The sequence below is a fragment of the Ruegeria sp. CDSC052 genome (assembly GCF_059610685.1).
The window spans coordinates 99,356-116,109 of record NZ_JBXWOB010000005.1; the positions used below are offsets into that span (position 1 = coordinate 99,356).

The following is a 16,754-nucleotide window of genomic DNA, read 5'->3' on the forward strand; positions in this document are numbered from 1 at the left end:
ACGCTGGGCGGTTGGCTGCCCAGCGTCAAGGCCTGTTTAGGCCGCACCCCCCAGCAATGCGGCATTCCCACCCGCAGCAGTGGTGTCGACACAGACATGTCGTTCTCCCAGAACGCGGGTGCGATCTGGCTGGCCGGGGATCAGAGGGATGATCGGGCCTGCACGCCGGGACAGATGACGCTCGATTTCCTGACCGGTTGCGTCGTCGCCCCACCACAAAACGCCCGAGAAGCCAGTCAGGTTTTCAAGCCGGTGCAGGTCTAACGCGCCGATAGCAGTGATAGCCCGCCCGCCCAGTGCTTTGACCGCGTTGGCCTGCGCTTGTGCGGCTTCAACTCCGGGACCCATACACAATAGCGGTGCGCGTGAGAATTCACTCAGGCGGTTCGATTCACCCGTCGGACCGGGCAGCAACCGCGCCTTGATCTCAGCAGATTTTCCTTCTGGCAATGGTAGATCGGTCATATCGGTGGACCATTGCTCGGGACTGACCTGCCGGTCCGGGGCGCAGAAACGGGTCAGGTAGTTCGGCCCGCCCGCCTTTGGGCCGGTCCCCGACAGACCCTCGCCGCCAAAGGGTTGCGATCCAACTATGGCGCCGATCTGGTTGCGATTGACGTAGATGTTTCCGGCATGAACAGCTTCGGTGATGTGCTGAACGCGGTCGTCGATCCGTGTGTGCAGGCCAAAGGTCAGCCCGTATCCTGTGGTGTTGATATCGGCGATGATCTGATCCAACTCCGAGGAATTGAACCGCACTACATGCAGGACGGGGCCAAACACCTCGCGCTCCAACTCGGCAATGCCGGGGATTTCGATAAGGGTTGGGGCGATGAACGTGCCGTCGCCAGGGACGGACATCTCTTTCAGGACACGCCCTTCGGACCGTGCCAATGCGATGTGATCAGCGATTCCAAGGCGGGCATCTTCGTCGATCACGGGGCCGCAATCGGTTGAAATCAACCAGGGATCGCCAACCAGCAGCGCGTCCATGGCCCCTGTCAGCATAGTCAGAAGATCATCGGCAATGTCTTCTTGGACATAAAGACAGCGCAACGCCGAGCACCTTTGTCCCGCTGATTGGAATGCGCTTTCGATGATCGACTGAACCGCCTGTTCGGGCAGGGCGGTGCTGTCCACGATCATCGCATTCAGACCACCGGTTTCCGCGATCAGAGGCGTTCCCGGTCGCAAGTTTCCGGCCATGGCTGTACGGATTTTCAGGGCGGTCCCGGTCGAGCCGGTAAAGGCCACTCCCGACACCCTCGGGTCCGAGGTCAGGGCTGCGCCCACCGATGGACCGCCCGGCAGCAACTGTAGCGCGCTGCGTGGCACTCCGGCCTCGTGCAGCAATTCAACGGCGCGATGCGCGATCAATGGTGTCTGCGGTGCGGGCTTTGCCAATACCGCATTCCCAGTGGCCAAAGCGGCGGATAATTGACCGGTGAAAATGGCCAGCGGAAAGTTCCACGGGCTGATACAGGTGAACACACCCGCTGGTTCTGCGTCGGGTATATTCGCCGCATAATAGCGCAGGAAATCTACCGCCTCGCGCAGTTCGGCGACTGCATCGGGCAGGGACTTACCAGCCTCACGGGCCAGCAGGGCGAAAAGTTCACCGAAATGGGTCTCGTAAAGGTCGGCGGCGGCATTCAGAACCTGCGAGCGTTGATCTGCCACTACCTGCCAGGGGGTGGCTGCAGTCAAAGCAAGCTCGACATCTTGTGCGCTGGCCGGGGCAACGGCACCGGGGCGATCCCGCGACTGTGCGGGGTTGACGATGGGCTGATCGTCATCGGGCCGCGCATCGCCGGACAACAACGGGCGCGCATACCAGTGATGCGTCCGAAACGCGTCCCGCGCGGCGTTGACCCGGTCCAAAGTGGGAATGTGCCGCAGGTCAAACCCCTGCGAATTGGGCCGCTCGGGTTGAAACAGCTCGGGTCCGGTTGGAATGGCGCGCGCCGGTTCGAGGAGAGTGAGAAACGGATCGGCCGCAACCTCCTCTGGGGGAACAGTATCATCCACGATTTGGTTCACGAATGAAGAGTTTGCACCATTCTCAAGCAGTCGCCGCACCAGGTAGGCCAGCAAGTCACGATGGGCCCCGACAGGCGCATATATGCGGCAGCGTGTGTTGTTTGCGTTCTTAACCAGATGGTGCAGGGTTTCTCCCATCCCGTGCAGCCGCTGAAATTCGAAAGGCTGATCAGTTGCCATTTGCAGAATTGTACTGACCGTATGGGCGTTATGGGTGGCAAACTGCGGATAGATCCTGTCGGTCATGCCCAGCAATTTTCGCGCATTAGCAATATAGGAGACATCGGTCACGGCCTTGCTGGTAAACACCGGAAAACCCTCTACGCCTTCAACCTGAGCGCGCTTGATTTCGGTATCCCAATAGGCGCCTTTGACCAGCCGCACCATCAGTTTGCGGTCATAGCGCTCGGCCATTCCATAGAGCGCGTCCAGAGCGATTCCAGCACGCGGACCATAGGCCTGAACCACAATTCCGAACCCGTCCCATCCTGCGAGTGCAGGCTCGGCCATCACCGCTTCGATGACCTGCAGGGACAGCGACAGGCGGTCGGCCTCTTCGGCGTCGATGTTCAGGCCCATGCCAGCGGCTTTGGCCAAAAGGCACAGAGCGCGCAGGCGCGGGACAAGCTCGGCCATCACTCGCTGTTCCTGGGCCAACTCATACCGGGGGTGCAGTGCTGACAGCTTTACCGAGATGCCTGGATTGGCGCGAATGTCATCATGGGTGCAGGCCTCTGCAATGGCGGTGATGGCACGGGAATAAGACAAATGATATCGGGCCGCGTCGGCCTCGGTCCGTGCGGCTTCACCCAGCATATCGTAGGAATAGGTATAGCCCTTGGCCTCCATCCCGCTGGCACGTTCCATGGCCGACTGGATGGTCTCGCCCAGCACGAACTGACGACCCATTTCCTTCATTGCGCGCCCGACGGCCGTGCGGATAACCGGTTCACCCAGTCTTTTGATCGCACCTCGCAGGGCACTGACAGGCGAGGGCTTGCCGTCGTCGAGGACTTTACCGGTCAGCATCAGCGCCCAAGTCGAGGCATTCACCAGCGGCGAGGAGGATTGCCCAAGATGCTTGCCCCAGTCGGACGGCGCGATCTTGTCTTCGATGAGAGCATCGATCGTGTCGGCATCCGGCACGCGCAGCAGCGCTTCGGCCAGACACATCAGCGCCACGCCCTCATCGGTAGACAGGCCATATTCGGCCAGAAACACCTCCATCATGCCCGGCGATGTACTGGATCGAATATCACGCACAAGCTGGGCGGCTGCCGCACAGATTTGGGCGCGATCAGTTTCAGACAGCGCGGCATGATCGATAAGATTGTCGAGAACGGCGGTTTGATCAGCGTAGGTTTGGCTGTCGATATGGGTGCTCAGGCTGTGTGACATGAATCCTCCAGGCTTTTGTTGAATATAATGTCGATTTCTCAGGACGATTGCCGTATTTTTTAATTCATCTGGTCGGATGGACTGTTTTTAGGGGATAATGCCGTGCAAATGAGCTTTCCGGATTTGGATCGGTTTGATCGAGCGATCTTGGCGATTCTCTCAGAGGATGGGCGCATATCAGTTGCCGACCTAGCGCGGCGGATCGGGCTGTCGAAATCCCCAACCCAGGCACGTCTAAAGCGACTTGAGGCTAGCGGGGTGATCACCGGGTATCGCGCCTTACTGGACCCGATCCGACTGGGGCTGGACCATGTGGCTTTTGTCGAGGTGCGCCTGACCGACACGAGAGAGAAGGCACTGGCCGAGTTTAACACCGCAGTCCGCAAGGTGCCCGAAATCGAGCAAGCCCATATGATCGCGTCGAATTTCGACTATCTGCTGAAAATCCGCACTGGTTCAATGTCGGAATACCGCGCCGTTTTGGCTGAGAAGATATCCTCGCTTCCGCATGTGGCGAATACCTCGACCTTTGTGGCGATGGAGGCAGTTAAGGAAACCGTTGTTTCAGGCGCTTTGGACAGGGTGGGTTGACGAATTGCGCGAGCGCGTCACCATACGCGTATGAAGCGTTTTGTGTTCCCTCTGCTAGTGTTGGCGGCCCCTCCGGGTGTCGCCTGGTCTGAAGAATGCCCGTCCTCGCCGGATCATACCGAAAGCATCTCGGCCGTAATCGCGCAAATTCAGGATGTTGGAAACGAGGCCGAAGCCCAGACATTTTCCAATCAATTATGGGAGTTCTGGACCGATGCGCCCGACGCTGTTGCGCAGGCCGTTCTGGACCGGGGCATGACCCGCCGCAGTGGCTGGGACCTTCGGGGCGCCATCGAGGAGTTTGACAAGCTCATCGAATACTGCCCGCACTATGCCGAGGGGTACAATCAGCGCGCCTTTGCATATTATCTTAGCCAGGATTTCGCATCTGCACTGCCGGATCTGGACAAGGCGATCGAGCTGTCTCCGAACCATGTCGCGGCGATCAGCGGGCGCGCCCTGACACTGCTTGGCTTGCATCGGATCGATGAAGCCCGTGCGGCACTGTCACATGCCTTGGAGCTTAACCCCTGGCTGTCCGAGCGCCACCTGATGGCTCCGGGCGGACCGTTGGAGCCGCCGGGTAAGGATATCTGAGGAAAAGACGTCCCCGACCCATATGACCGGGGACAATCTGGAACAGCTTAACCGACCAGCCCGTTATCGGTGCGCTTGATCGTGATCACCGATGAGCGCGGCGTGCCACCATCCGGCCATTCGCTGCCGGGATGCTGAATGCCGACAAACATGGTGCGCAGATCGCTGGACCAAGCCAGCCCCGTGACCTCACATCCTTTCGGACCGGTCATGAAACGGGCGATTTCGCCAGTGACCGGATCGCCGACCAGCATCTGGTTGTTGCCGTGGCCTGCAAAGTCTTCTTCGTTGTCGTCGTTGCCGTCGGTCTGGATCCAGACCAGACCAGTCGAGTCAATGGTCATTCCGTCGGGTGAGTTGAACAGGTTGCCCTCGTTCACATTGGCCGACCCGGCGCGGGCGTCAGAGTGCACCGTCGGATTTCCCGCCATGACATAGAGATCCCAGACGAACGCGTCGGCTGCGTGATCGTCATCGGCGGGTTTCCAGCGGACAATCTGGCCATATTTGTTGGCCTCACGCGGGTTGGGGCCGTTGGTCGACGTATCATCACCCCCGGCATTTGGTTTCACGCCGCGGTTCTTGTTGTTGGTTAGGCAGCAATAGGCTTCGACCGCTACCGGGCTGGACGCCACCCATTCAGGGCGATCCATGGTCGTGCCACCCGCCTTGGATGCCGCCAATCGGGTGAAGATCGCAATATCCGCCGCATCCATGCCGGTTGCATCCGGCGTCAGCGGCAGCCAGGTGCCTGTCATGTCGTCATCGAATTTCGCCACATAAAGCGTGCCGTCGTTCAACAGATTCTGGGTTTCGCCGCCGGGCTGATAGGTGCCGTTCGAGACGAATTTGTACAGATACTCGCCCCGCTCATCATCACCCATATAGACAACCACGCGGCCATCAGCGGCCAGAGTCACCTCGGCATTCTCATGCTTGAAACGGCCAAGACCGGTGTGTTTGACCGGGGTGCTGTCCGGTTTGGTCGGGTCGATTTCAACGATCCATCCCACTCGGTGCGGCTCGTTTGGGTTTTTGGAGGTGTCGAACCGCGGATCGAACAGTTCGTAGCCATTCCAGCTTTCGGCTTTGACGCCATAGCGCTTGAAGCCGTCCGCGACCTTTTGATCGTAGCTGGCGTTTTCGTCGCTGGACCCGAAATAGCCGTTAAAGTTCTCTTCGCAGGTCAGATACGTGCCCCAGGGCGTCTTGCCTGCACCACAGTTGTTCATGGTGCCCAGCGAGGTTGTGCCGGTCGGGTCGGCCTCGGTCTTCAGCAGGTCGTGGCCGGCAGCGGGGCCGACGATGTTCATCTCAGTGTTGTGGTGGATGCGCCGGTTGAACGGGCTGTCCTTGACCACGGACCAACCTTCGCGGCCTTCGGTGATTTCCATCACGGTCACACCCTGCAGGTTCTGCAGTTTGCGCACGTCGTCAGCACTGGCCGGAACACCTTCCTGCGCAGCGGGCAGGTTGATCTTGCCGTTGGGATATTCGTGATTGATCGCGATCAGCTGGTGGCCCTGGAACGTGAATGTATGCATCCCGTCTGTATTCTCGCCAAATATTCGGTCCGAGCTCTCGACCGGACCTCCCTCGGCGATGTCATAGCCATCGGCATCCGAAAACAGCGGATCGCCCCAGCGCATCAAGATTTTCCACTCAAACCCTTCAGGCACATGGACGGTGCCATCAGTTTGTGCGGGAATCGGGGTGAAGGCGAACCGGGATGCTGCCTGTGCCTGCGCCGAGGTCGAACCAAGTAGGCCAGTACCCATCGCAGCCGCGCCAGAGCCAAAGGCCACGACACCCGCCAGAAATCCACGGCGGGAAATTGCGCTTTCGACAACGCGGTCAAAGTCGTTTTCTTCGGGGCGGGGGAAATGCAGCTCGTCCCAATCGTCGGCGGAAAGTGTGGTAGGGTCAACGTCTTTCATGGATTGCTCCTGGCTGTCTGTGAAAAGTCGATGAAACGGATTTAGGGGGCATTTGTGACAGGGTAATAACAGCACCATTAACAATGGTGCCGGGATACTCAGGAAACAGATAAACTTTGGATGCGTTAGGATACGCCGATTGGATCAGTCCGTCAAAACGGGCTGATGACATCTTGTTTTTATTGGTTTTTTGCCAGGAAAAGCGGTCAGGTAAGGCGCTGACCGTCCGCAGTGAACCGATAGGCCTTGTCCGGTGAATAGGCGAAACGCAATTCCTGCCCTTCGGATATCGCATGCTGGCCAAACAGCCGGGCGGTTATGGCGTGTTCATTGATCTGCGCGATGACATTTGTGTCTCCGCCCAACTTTTCGACATGGCTGACACGCGCGGTGAGTGGTCCGTCATCTGCAACAAACAGGTCCTCGGGCCGGATGCCAATCGTGTTCTGACCGCTTTCGTTCAGCAACCCCTGCGGCAAGAAATTCATTGACGGAGAGCCGAGGAACCCTGCTACGAACTGGTTCGCGGGATTGTTATACAGTTCCATCGGGCTGCCGATCTGTTCTACCCGGCCGTCACGCAGAACAACGATCTTGTCGGCCAGGGTCATGGCTTCGGTCTGGTCGTGGGTAACATAGATCATCGAGGCGTCCAGTGCTCGGTGCAGGTTGGCGATCTCGATTCGCGTATTCATGCGAAGCGCGGCATCCAGATTGGACAGAGGCTCATCAAACAGGAACAGTTTGGGTTCGCGCACGATGGCGCGGCCAATGGCAACCCGCTGACGCTGACCGCCTGACAGTTCGGACGGGAAGCGGTCCAGATAGGGTTCCAGGTTCAGCATCCGGCTGGCTTTGGCCACGCGGCCTTCGATTTCCGATTTGGGCTGCTTTTCCTGCTTCAGTGCAAGGGTCATATTGCCCCGAACGCTGAGGTGGGGATAGAGCGCATAGCTTTGGAATACCATCGCAATGCCGCGCTTGGATGGCGGCACCAGATTGACCTGCTGCCCGCCAATGTTGATCTCACCGGACGATGCATCCTCGAGCCCGGCAATCACCCGCAACAGGGTGGATTTGCCACAGCCCGAAGGGCCGACAAAGACGACAAACTCGCCGTCTTCGACTTCAAGCGTGATGTCTTTTAGGACATGCACATTGCCGAAGGATTTATTGATTTTGTTCAGCGTCAGGGCGGTCATGTCGCTTGCTCCTCAAAGGAAACGGGCTGGCCAGTGCGGATGCTTTCATCTGCGGCCAGGCAAATGGCAAGGGATTGGACAGCGTCATTCATATGACGCGTCAGGTCTATGTCTTCGGCGATGGCGCGCAGCATATAGCCCTGTTCGGCATCGCATAGTTCCTGGTGACCGGGTTCACCGGGCATGTCGATTGTGTGGTCGCCTTGCGGTGTGTGGACTAGCAGACCGCCAACCTTTGTGTGGCCGTCGATATCCGCCGAGGCGCCCTTGTTCCCGTCGGTGATCGAGACCGAACCGTTGGGCGACACTATATCTTTCACGAAGAATGCGGTTTCCGACATCATCGGGCCCCAGCCGGCCTCATACCAGCCGACCGAGCCGTCATTGAAAACCACCTGAAATTGCCCGTAATTGTACATGTCGGGCGCGATCTCATCGGACAGCCGCAGACCCATTCCGTGGACACGGACGGGCCGGGCATCAGTGATCTGGCACATCACATCGACATAGTGAACGCCGCAATCCACGATGGGCGAGGTGGTCTGCATCAACGCTTTATGCGTCTCCCATTCCGCACCGTTGGATTGCTGGTTCAGGTTCAGGCGGAATACATAAGGCCCACCCAGTTTGCGGGCCTCGGCAATCAGCCGCACCCACGAGGGGTGGTGGCGCAGGATGTAGCCAACAACCAGCTTGCGGTTCAGTCGGATGGCGGTTTCGACCACGCGCCGCGCATCAGCGACATTGGTGGCCAGCGGTTTCTCTACAAAGACATGCGCCCCGGCTTCCATCGCCGCACAGGCATAATCCGCATGGCTGTCGGAATAGGTGGCGATCACGACCAGATCCGGGTTTGTTTTGGCCAGCGCGGTTTCGAAATCGGAATAGGCCGGGTATTCGGCAAGATCAGGGTACTCAACGTGCCCCGAGCGGTTCACCAACGCCACGATCTGGGCGTCGGGGTGATGGTGATGGGCCAGCGCGTGGCTGAACCCCATATTGCCAAGACCTGCGATCAGAACACGTGTCATTTGACAGCCCCTGACGTGATGCCGCGGATCAGCTGGCGTGAGAATATGACATAGAGAACCAGGACCGGCAGGATTGCCATCGACAAGGCTGACAGGACCGCGTTCCAGTCGGTGACAAATTGACCGATAAAGACCTGGCTGCCCAGCGTCAGGGTCTTGGTCTCCTCAGCCGGGGCCAGGATCAGCGGGAACCACAGATCGTTCCAGATCGGGATCATGTTGAACACCGCCACCGTCGCCATGGCGGGCCGCACCAGTGGCAGCACCAGTCGGAAGAAGATCGTATATTCCGACAGCCCGTCGATGCGCCCGGCGTTTTTCAGATCGTCACTGACCTGCCGCATGAATTCGGACAGGATGAACACTGCCAGCGGCAAACCCTGTGCCGTATAGACCAGGATCAGCGCCCAAAGTGAGTTCACCAACCCGGTCGCCACCATCATCTCAAGGATTGCGACAGTGCCGATGCGGATCGGAATCATGATCCCCAGTGCCAGATACAGGCCCATCAGCAGGTTGCCTTTGAACTGGTACTCGGACAGCGCATAGGCCGCCATGGCACCGAACAGCAGGATAAAGAACAACGACGCCACGGTGACGATCATCGAGTTCTGAAAGTAAAGGAAGAAATCCCCCTGCTTCATCACCGTCTCATAGCCGATCAGCGAAAAACTGTCTGCGTTGGGCAGGGCCAGCGGTTCGCGAAAGATCGACCGGCGGGTTTTGAAGCTGTTGATCAGGATCACAAAGACCGGGAACAGAGCGATCAGCGTATACAGGATCAGCCCAGCGTGCATCGCTACGGTGTTGAGGGGGTTATGGCGTGCTTTGTTCATCACTTGGCCCTCACAGTTGATACCGGCGCATCCGGGTCTGGATGCCGAACAGATAGATACAGACGCCCACCAGGATGATTGCGAACATGGCCCCGGCGATGGCGGACCCCATATGCGGGTCGCCCAGCTGCAACTGGAAGCCAAAGAAGGTGCGGTACATGAAGGTGCCCAGAATATCGGTTGAGAAATCCGGCCCCGCCAGCGCGCCTTGTGAGGCATAGATCAGGTCGAATGCGTTGAAATTTCCCACAAAGGTCAGGATCGAGATGATCCCGATCGAGGGCAGGATCAGCGGTAGTTTGATCTTCCAGAAGGCCGAGGCCCCGGTGATGCCGTCGATCTCTCCGGCCTCAAGGATTTCTTCGGGGATGGTCAGCAGGGCGGCATAGATCAGCATCATCGGGATGCCTACGAACTGCCAGACCGAGATCAGCGCCAGCGTGGTCAGTGCGTATTCCTCTTTGCCCAGCCACGGTGCAAAGAGGGACTTAAGCCCAACAGCATCCAGCATCGAAGGCGCAATGCCCCAGATCGGCGACAGGATCAGTTTCCAGGCAAAGCCCACGATTACAAAGCTGAGGATCGTAGGAATAAAGATCGCCGAGCGATAGAGGGCCGCAAACCGTAGACGGGGGTGGCTGAGAAGGGCGGCCAGCGCGATGCCGATCGGGTTCTGAACCAACATATGGATCAGGAAGAACCAAAAATTATTACCCAGAGCATTCCAGAACTGATCCGACCAGTTGGGATCGAAAAACAGCGTCCGGAAATTCTGCAATCCGACAAACACGCGAGCCTGATCAACCTCTGTATACAGTGCAAGGCGCAGTGTGTTGAACAGCGGGAAAATCATCACAGCGGTATAGACGAGTACGGCAGGTGCCAGAAATACAACGATATGCCAGCGGATGCGGGGGCGGGTCATGGGATTGCTTTCAAAGGGGTGTCGGAGTTACCCGGGCGGTCGGCACCGCCCGGGTATGGATCAGCTTACTGATGCGGAGCGTACCAGGAGGCCAGGCCTTCCTGCAGTTCGGCACCCAGTTCCTCGGGGGATTTTGCGCCTTTGATGGCGGCAACCGAAGCGCCCCAGGTATCGTTTTCAAGGTTCGGTGTGCCACGCGACAGGATTTGATAGGTCGAGCGGATGGTCGATTCACACTCTTCGCGCCAGCCTACGATTTCCTTGGCCAGCGGGTCCTGCAGCTCGACCGGAGTGTTCGAGAGCGGGAAGAAGCCAGGCAGGGCGTTGCCGAAGATTTCGGCGAATTCCGGGCTTGCGACCCAGGCCAGGAACGTCTCGGCAGCTTCGGGATTCGCGGTGGCCGCATTCATACCAATGCCAATGTCGGTGTGGTCCGAGATATAGCAGGTATCGCCCGCATTCTGGACTGGCGGCTTAAAGGCGCCCATTTCGAAATCGGCCTGCGCATTGAAGCCCGAAATTTCCCAGGATCCCGCAGGGTAGACGGCTGCGCGACCCAAGGTAAAGATGTTCTGGCTGTCGGGATAGGTCTGCGCCTCATATCCATCACCCAGATAAGCGCCCCAACGGGCCAGGGTGGCATAGGGGGCGGTCCAGGCTTCATCGGTCAGCTTTTGCTCGCCCGCGATCAGCGCCTGGCGGCCCTCTTCGCCTTTCCAATAGTTCGGGCCGATGTTGTTATAACCCATAGTGGCGGCTTCCCACTGGTCGTTGGTGCCCATCGCCATCGGGATATAAGTGCCGTCTTCCTTGATCTTGTCGAGGGCGGCAAAGAACTCGTCCTCGGTTGTGGGAACTTCGATACCCAGTTCGGCAAACGCGTCCTTGTTATAGATGAACCCGTGGATCACCGACGCCATCGGAACGCAGAAACTGGCCGAGCCGTCATCCGTTTGCCAGGCCGACTTGGCGACATCCGAGAAGTTGTTCATCGCTTCGACACCCGACAGGTCGCTCAGGTGGCCGGCCTCATAGAGGGCCAGTGATGCATCGAAAGGACGGCAGGTGATCAGATCGCCAGCCGAGCCCGCATCCAGTTTCGAGTTCAGGACAGCGTTGTATTCTGCCGGGGCCGAGGGTGTAAATTGCACTTTGATGCCGGGGTGTTTGGCCTCAAACGCAGGGATGATCTGGTCCTGCCATAGGGTCAGGTCGTCATTTCGCCAGCTCTCGATGGTCAGGGTCACATCATCCGCATAGGCAGCCGACGCCATCAGCGTCGTGCCTAGCAGAGCAAGTTTCAAGCTATTCTTAGTCATCCATATTCTCCCGATTGATGGTTATTATTCTATGGCCAGTGCGGCCGTTAGGATTCCGTCTGATGTTCGTAGGCGTTCGGTGGCTTCGGATGCCGAAACACCTTTTGCGGCGACAAGCACGGCGGGCTTCACATCACCGCGCGTTGCTTCCAGTGCGCGCTTTGCTGCGTCTGTGTCCACCTCGGCAATGCGGGTGACGATTCCGGCCGCGCGGGCGCGCAGTTTGTCATTGTCTGCGCGCAGGTTGACCATCATGCCGCCATGTACGTGGCCAAGGTCCAGCGCCATCAGCGACGACAGCATATTCAAGGCGATCTTTTGTGCCGTTCCCGCGCCCATCCGAGTTGATCCAGAGATCAATTCGGGCGGTGTGGCAAGCAGGATCGGGATGTTGGCCTGTATCAGCAGGGGGCTGTTGGCGTTATTGGCGATGCCGATCAAGGTCGCGCCTTTTGCACGGGCGATGCCTGCGGCTGTCATCGTGTAGGGGGTCGACCCGCTTGCGGATACGGCGATCACCGTGTCCTGGGCTGACAAACTGTTCAGCGCTTCACGCAGGTCACCGTCGGCGTCTTCGGAATCACCCGGCATCTCGACACCCGTCGGAAGACCACCAGCCATATGGATTCGCAACTGGTCTGGCGTGATCGAGAATGTTCCGCCCAGCTCTTGCGCGTCAGCCGCCGCCATCAAACCGGACGAGCCTGCCGCAACATAGTGCAACATGCCGCCCGACCGGAGCGTCCTGGCCATCGCAGCGGCGCCCAATGCAATAGCCTGTGTGGCCGAGCGCACCGCCGCTGCCGCAGCGATCTGCCCCTCGGCCAGCAACAGCGCCGACCCTGTCAGGTCTTCGCGGCTCAGGCTGGCGGCGTCGCGGTGCAGTTGTTCGGTTGACGGCAGCGTCAAGAGAATCCCCTCCCAGGTTTCCCGATTACAATACCTATTTAATACCACCTGTCCAACATTTTCTTTTCGGTATTATTTGGGTGCTGATTTTAAAGGAAAAATCGAGATATTGGCGAAAATAGCATAAAACGAGGCTTTTCTAATCGAAATAGGTATTGTATTGGTATTGTCATGACTGAGTCCCTGAATAATGCTGTGCTGGCCATTGATGGCGGTGGAACGCGCTGTCGTGTGGCCTGTGAAGTTGCTGGAATCGCTCACAGCGTTGAAGTTGGCGCTGCAAACGTCTCGACTGATTTTCAGGCTGGCGTTTCACAGATAAAGCTGGGGTTAGACCGGCTGTCTGGCAAGCTTGGCATCGGGGTTGAGGGCTTGTTGGCAAGTCCTGCCTTTGTTGGTTTGGCTGGGGTCACGGATCAGGCGATCGCAACTCGTTTGAGGGATGCGCTTGGTCTAAAGCACGCCCGGATAGAGGATGATCGTCCCGCAGCCTTGCGCGGGGCGCTGGGTGCGCAGGACGGGCTGATTGCCCATTGTGGTACAGGCTCATTTCTGGCCAGACAAACTGGTAGAGACATGCGCTTTGCCGGTGGCTGGGGCTCGGTCTTGGGGGATGAAGCCTCGGCCCAGTGGGTTGGAAGGATGGCATTGTCCTTGGCATTGCGTGCGTTTGATGGAACGCAGGCCCGTTCGGACCTTTTGACCACTTTGCTGTCCGAGCATGACGGACCTGCCGGGATCGTTCGCTTTGCGGGGGCTGCAGACCCTGCGCAGTTTGGTGCGATTGCACCAAAAGTGACCATGGCTGCCCAAGATGACGACGTGGTTGCGCAACAAATCATGCGGGCAGGTGCTGCCTATCTGGCGGATACCGCCATGCATTTGGGGTGGAACCCGGGAACCGCGCTGTGCCTGACGGGCGGTATTGGTGGTCAATACGCGTCGTATCTGCCCGAAAACATGCAATCCGACCTGCGCGCGCCGTTAGGAGAACCGCTCGACGGGGCGCTCGCCTTGGCAAAGGAGGTCGAACATGAGCATTGCTGATTTTCTGCGTTCGGATTCCTGGCTGACCGCTGATAATGGGCCGAGATATGTCCAACTGCGGCGAAGGCTGCAGGAGGGCATTGATACGGGTGTTCTGCCCCCCAAATCGTCGCTTCCTTCCGAGAGAGAACTTGTCGAGATCACGGACCTTTCGCGCGTCACCGTGAGAAAGGCGATTCAAGAGCTTGTCCAAGAGGGCGTGATCGAACAGCGCCAGGGCTCGGGCTCGTTCATCCGCGAGCGCATCCCACGGGTCGAACAATCGCTGACACATCTGACTTCGTTCACCGAAGACATGTCCAGCCGTGGAATGAAAACCGCGTCGAAATGGCTGGAGCGGGGGGTCTTTGCGCCGACCCAAGAAGAGATTGCCGCCTTGAGCTTGTCCGAGGGTGAGCAAATCTCTCGTATCTACCGATTGCGCGAAGCCGATGGCCGTCCATTGGCGCTGGAAAAAGCGGCGTTACCTTTGGATATCCTGCCGAACCCGATCGAGGTGACCACCTCTCTGTACGAGGTCTTGGATCGGCTGGGCCGCCGTCCTGTTCGGGCGGTTCAGAAGATCTCGGCCCTGAATTTGGCCGCGCGTGAGGCTGAACTTCTTGATGTTCCCGAGGGAGCCGCCGGGCTGAATATTGAACGTGTTTCTTTTCTCAGAAACGGACGCGTCGCCGAACTGACACGCTCGCTTTATCGCGGCGATGCGTATGATTTTGTCGCTGAATTGCGGTTGTAACCTGAAAGGACGGAACTAGATGTCCGTAGAACTCTCGAAGATGCGTCAGGAAATTCTGGAAATTCCTGATGCCGTAGACCGATTGCTAAGCAATGGGGCTGACAATATCCGCCACGCTGCCCAGTTGGCGCGCGACGCAGACCCGCGTTTTCTGGTCTCGGTGGCGCGAGGATCTTCGGATCACGCCTGCACCTATCTGAAATATGCATGCGAACTATTGCTGAACCTTCCTGTTGCCTCGGTCGGGCCCTCGGTCAACTCGATCTATGGTGCCGAGCTTCGGGCGCAGGGTGCGTTGAGCATATCGGTGTCGCAATCTGGTCAAAGCCCGGATATCGTTGGCATGACGCGCGCGCTGAAACGATCTGGTGCCGTGACGGTCGCCATTACGAACAATACGGAATCCCACCTGGCAGATGCCACGGACGCCGTCCTGCCTCTTCATGCGGGACCGGAATTGAGTGTGGCAGCAACCAAGACCTTTGTGACGTCTCTGGTGGCGGGGCTGTGGTTGCTGGCGGAAATCGCGGATGAGGCAGAGCTGAAGCAGGCCATATGGTCACTGCCCGGGTATCTTGGGAAGGCTGCCCAATGCGACTGGACCCCGGCCGCCAATGCGATTTCCGGCCGGTCCCTTTTTACCTTGGGTCGCGGTCCATCGCTGGCGATCTCGAATGAAGCGGCGCTGAAAATCAAAGAGACCTGCCAGATCCACGCCGAGAGCTATTCGACTGCAGAAGTTCTGCACGGGCCGGTCTCAATCGTTGAAGAAGGGTTTCCAACCATTGTGTTCGCTGCCAGTGATGCCGCTGAACAAACAACGGCAGAAGCGGCTGATGCGTTGGCGGCAAAAGGGGCTACCGTTTTTGCCACAACCTCGGCGGTGAAACGGGCGCAGCCTCTGCCGGTCGTCAGAACGGACCATTGGCTGACCGATCCCATCAGCGCCATCACATCGTTCTACAGCATGGTTGAATCGGTCGCCTGCAATCGCGGAATTGACCCTGATGCCCCGCGTCACCTTAAGAAAGTTACGGAAACTGTATGACCTCTGAGACGGTTGTATTCAGAAACGGCGCCTATTTCGACGGCACACACCTGCTGGAGGGGCAGGCGGTTGTGTTTCGCCAAGGTAATTTGTCCGAGATCACCCCGGCAGACGGAACCAAAATCGCCGGGCAGCAGGTCGATCTGAACGGTGATATTCTCTGCCCCGGATTTGTGGACCTACAGGTCAATGGCGGCGGAAGTGTCATGTTCAACGATGACCCTTCTGTCGAGACTATCCAGCGCATTTCTCAAGCGCATAGAAAGCTTGGAGTCGCATCCTTTTTGCCCACCCTGATTACCGACACTGCGGCCAAGACCCAGCAGGCAATAGAGGCCGCGATCAAGGCTGTGGATGTCGGTGTTCCCGGTGTCGCTGGACTGCATCTGGAGGGACCGCATCTTTCGTTGGCGCGACAAGGGGCGCATGACGCCGCGCTGATCCGCCCGATGGATGAAGAGGATCTGACCACCCTGATAGCCGCGGCCAGCCGATTGCCTTGCCTTAAAGTAACCCTGGCGCCAGAAGCTGTGTCTGAGCGACAGGTTACCTCTTTGGCTGAGGCCGGAATTCTGGTGTCTCTGGGTCATAGCGATGCGGATTTTGCGACCTGTCAACGTTATGCTGCGGCGGGCGCGCGCTGTGTCACACATCTGTTCAACGCCATGAGCCAGCTTGGAAACCGCGAGCCTGGTCTTGTGGGGGCGGCGCTGGCCAATGCGGGTTTGTCTGCGGGTCTGATTGCAGACAGTATACACGTACACCCTGAGGTCATGCGGGCGGCATGGGCGGCAAAGACCGGCCCGGCCCGGATATTTCTGGTCAGCGATGCCATGGCTGTTGCCGGAACAGAGGATGCCGAATTCAACCTTGAAGGGCGCCGTATTACCAGAACGGATGGCCGCCTGACGCTTGAAAATGGAACGCTGGCAGGGGCTGACCTGGATCTGACGACGGCTGTTCGCATCCTTGTCAAAAATGTCGGTGTCCCGCTGAAGGATGCGCTGAGCGCCGCAACGACCTATCCTGCGAAGTTGATTGGCTTGGCCGAATCTTCCAGTAAGAATCTGGCATCCATGATCCGTATTTCGGCGGATCTTGAAACTTGCGAATGGGCGAATGCCGCGCGTTGAATAAG

At 58.4% G+C, this 16,754-nt stretch carries 14 protein-coding genes; 6 read left to right on the forward strand and 8 right to left on the reverse strand.

Annotation, left to right across the window (positions count from 1 at the left end; all coding sequences use genetic code 11):
* Positions 1-36 precede the first annotated feature (36 nt).
* Positions 37-3,438, reverse strand: a complete 3,402-nt coding sequence (gene putA / locus AC2FIM_RS10755; protein WP_496677683.1) for a bifunctional proline dehydrogenase/L-glutamate gamma-semialdehyde dehydrogenase PutA — start codon at positions 3,436-3,438, stop codon at positions 37-39.
* A 108-nt stretch (positions 3,439-3,546) separates the two neighbouring features.
* Between putA and AC2FIM_RS10760 the strand changes: the two genes are divergently transcribed.
* On the forward strand, positions 3,547-4,029 hold the full coding sequence (locus tag AC2FIM_RS10760; RefSeq protein WP_271949327.1) for an Lrp/AsnC family transcriptional regulator: 483 nt from the start codon (positions 3,547-3,549) through the stop codon (positions 4,027-4,029).
* A gap of 30 nt (positions 4,030-4,059) precedes the next feature.
* On the forward strand, positions 4,060-4,626 hold the full coding sequence (locus tag AC2FIM_RS10765) for a tetratricopeptide repeat protein (protein WP_271949329.1): 567 nt from the start codon (positions 4,060-4,062) through the stop codon (positions 4,624-4,626).
* A gap of 47 nt (positions 4,627-4,673) precedes the next feature.
* Here the strand turns inward: AC2FIM_RS10765 and AC2FIM_RS10770 are convergent, their stop codons facing one another.
* From AC2FIM_RS10770 to AC2FIM_RS10800, 7 genes are all read right to left on the reverse strand, one after another.
* Positions 4,674-6,563, reverse strand: coding sequence for a PhoX family protein (locus AC2FIM_RS10770; RefSeq protein ID WP_271949332.1), 1,890 nt, complete (start codon positions 6,561-6,563; stop codon positions 4,674-4,676).
* A gap of 206 nt (positions 6,564-6,769) precedes the next feature.
* Complete coding sequence (locus AC2FIM_RS10775) at positions 6,770-7,765, reverse strand: ABC transporter ATP-binding protein (RefSeq protein WP_142636668.1); 996 nt, start codon at positions 7,763-7,765, stop codon at positions 6,770-6,772.
* Positions 7,762-8,796: a Gfo/Idh/MocA family protein gene (locus tag AC2FIM_RS10780; RefSeq protein ID WP_271949334.1), complete on the reverse strand. Its 1,035-nt coding sequence runs from the start codon at positions 8,794-8,796 to the stop codon at positions 7,762-7,764. The genes AC2FIM_RS10775 and AC2FIM_RS10780 overlap by 4 nt, the downstream gene beginning before the upstream one ends.
* The gene (locus AC2FIM_RS10785; RefSeq protein ID WP_271949335.1) at positions 8,793-9,632 is read right to left on the reverse strand and encodes a carbohydrate ABC transporter permease; all 840 of its coding nucleotides are present in this window, start codon (positions 9,630-9,632) and stop codon (positions 8,793-8,795) included. Before AC2FIM_RS10785 ends, AC2FIM_RS10780 begins: the two co-directional genes overlap by 4 nt.
* Before the next feature lie 10 nt (positions 9,633-9,642).
* On the reverse strand, positions 9,643-10,557 hold the full coding sequence (locus AC2FIM_RS10790; RefSeq protein ID WP_142636674.1) for a carbohydrate ABC transporter permease: 915 nt from the start codon (positions 10,555-10,557) through the stop codon (positions 9,643-9,645).
* Positions 10,558-10,622: 65 nt separating this feature from the next.
* Positions 10,623-11,876 (reverse strand): ABC transporter substrate-binding protein, encoded by a 1,254-nt coding sequence (locus AC2FIM_RS10795; RefSeq protein ID WP_282021497.1) that lies wholly within the window; start codon positions 11,874-11,876, stop codon positions 10,623-10,625.
* A 24-nt stretch (positions 11,877-11,900) separates the two neighbouring features.
* On the reverse strand, positions 11,901-12,785 hold the full coding sequence (locus AC2FIM_RS10800; RefSeq protein ID WP_496677688.1) for an N-acetylmuramic acid 6-phosphate etherase: 885 nt from the start codon (positions 12,783-12,785) through the stop codon (positions 11,901-11,903).
* 171 nt (positions 12,786-12,956) lie between these two features.
* On the opposite strand from AC2FIM_RS10800, the gene AC2FIM_RS10805 reads away from it, so the two are divergent.
* Genes AC2FIM_RS10805 through nagA form a run of 4 tightly spaced genes read left to right on the forward strand, consistent with a single transcriptional unit; the run spans position 12,957 to position 16,749 of the window.
* Positions 12,957-13,832 (forward strand): glucosamine kinase nucleotide-binding domain-containing protein, encoded by an 876-nt coding sequence (locus AC2FIM_RS10805; RefSeq protein ID WP_496708124.1) that lies wholly within the window; start codon positions 12,957-12,959, stop codon positions 13,830-13,832.
* Positions 13,819-14,568, forward strand: coding sequence for a GntR family transcriptional regulator (locus AC2FIM_RS10810; protein WP_271949346.1), 750 nt, complete (start codon positions 13,819-13,821; stop codon positions 14,566-14,568). Before AC2FIM_RS10805 ends, AC2FIM_RS10810 begins: the two co-directional genes overlap by 14 nt.
* Before the next feature lie 19 nt (positions 14,569-14,587).
* Positions 14,588-15,616, forward strand: coding sequence for an SIS domain-containing protein (locus tag AC2FIM_RS10815; protein ID WP_271949347.1), 1,029 nt, complete (start codon positions 14,588-14,590; stop codon positions 15,614-15,616).
* The gene (gene nagA, locus AC2FIM_RS10820; RefSeq protein WP_496708125.1) at positions 15,613-16,749 is read left to right on the forward strand and encodes an N-acetylglucosamine-6-phosphate deacetylase; all 1,137 of its coding nucleotides are present in this window, start codon (positions 15,613-15,615) and stop codon (positions 16,747-16,749) included. The genes AC2FIM_RS10815 and nagA overlap by 4 nt, the downstream gene beginning before the upstream one ends.
* Positions 16,750-16,754: the final 5 nt, after the last annotated feature.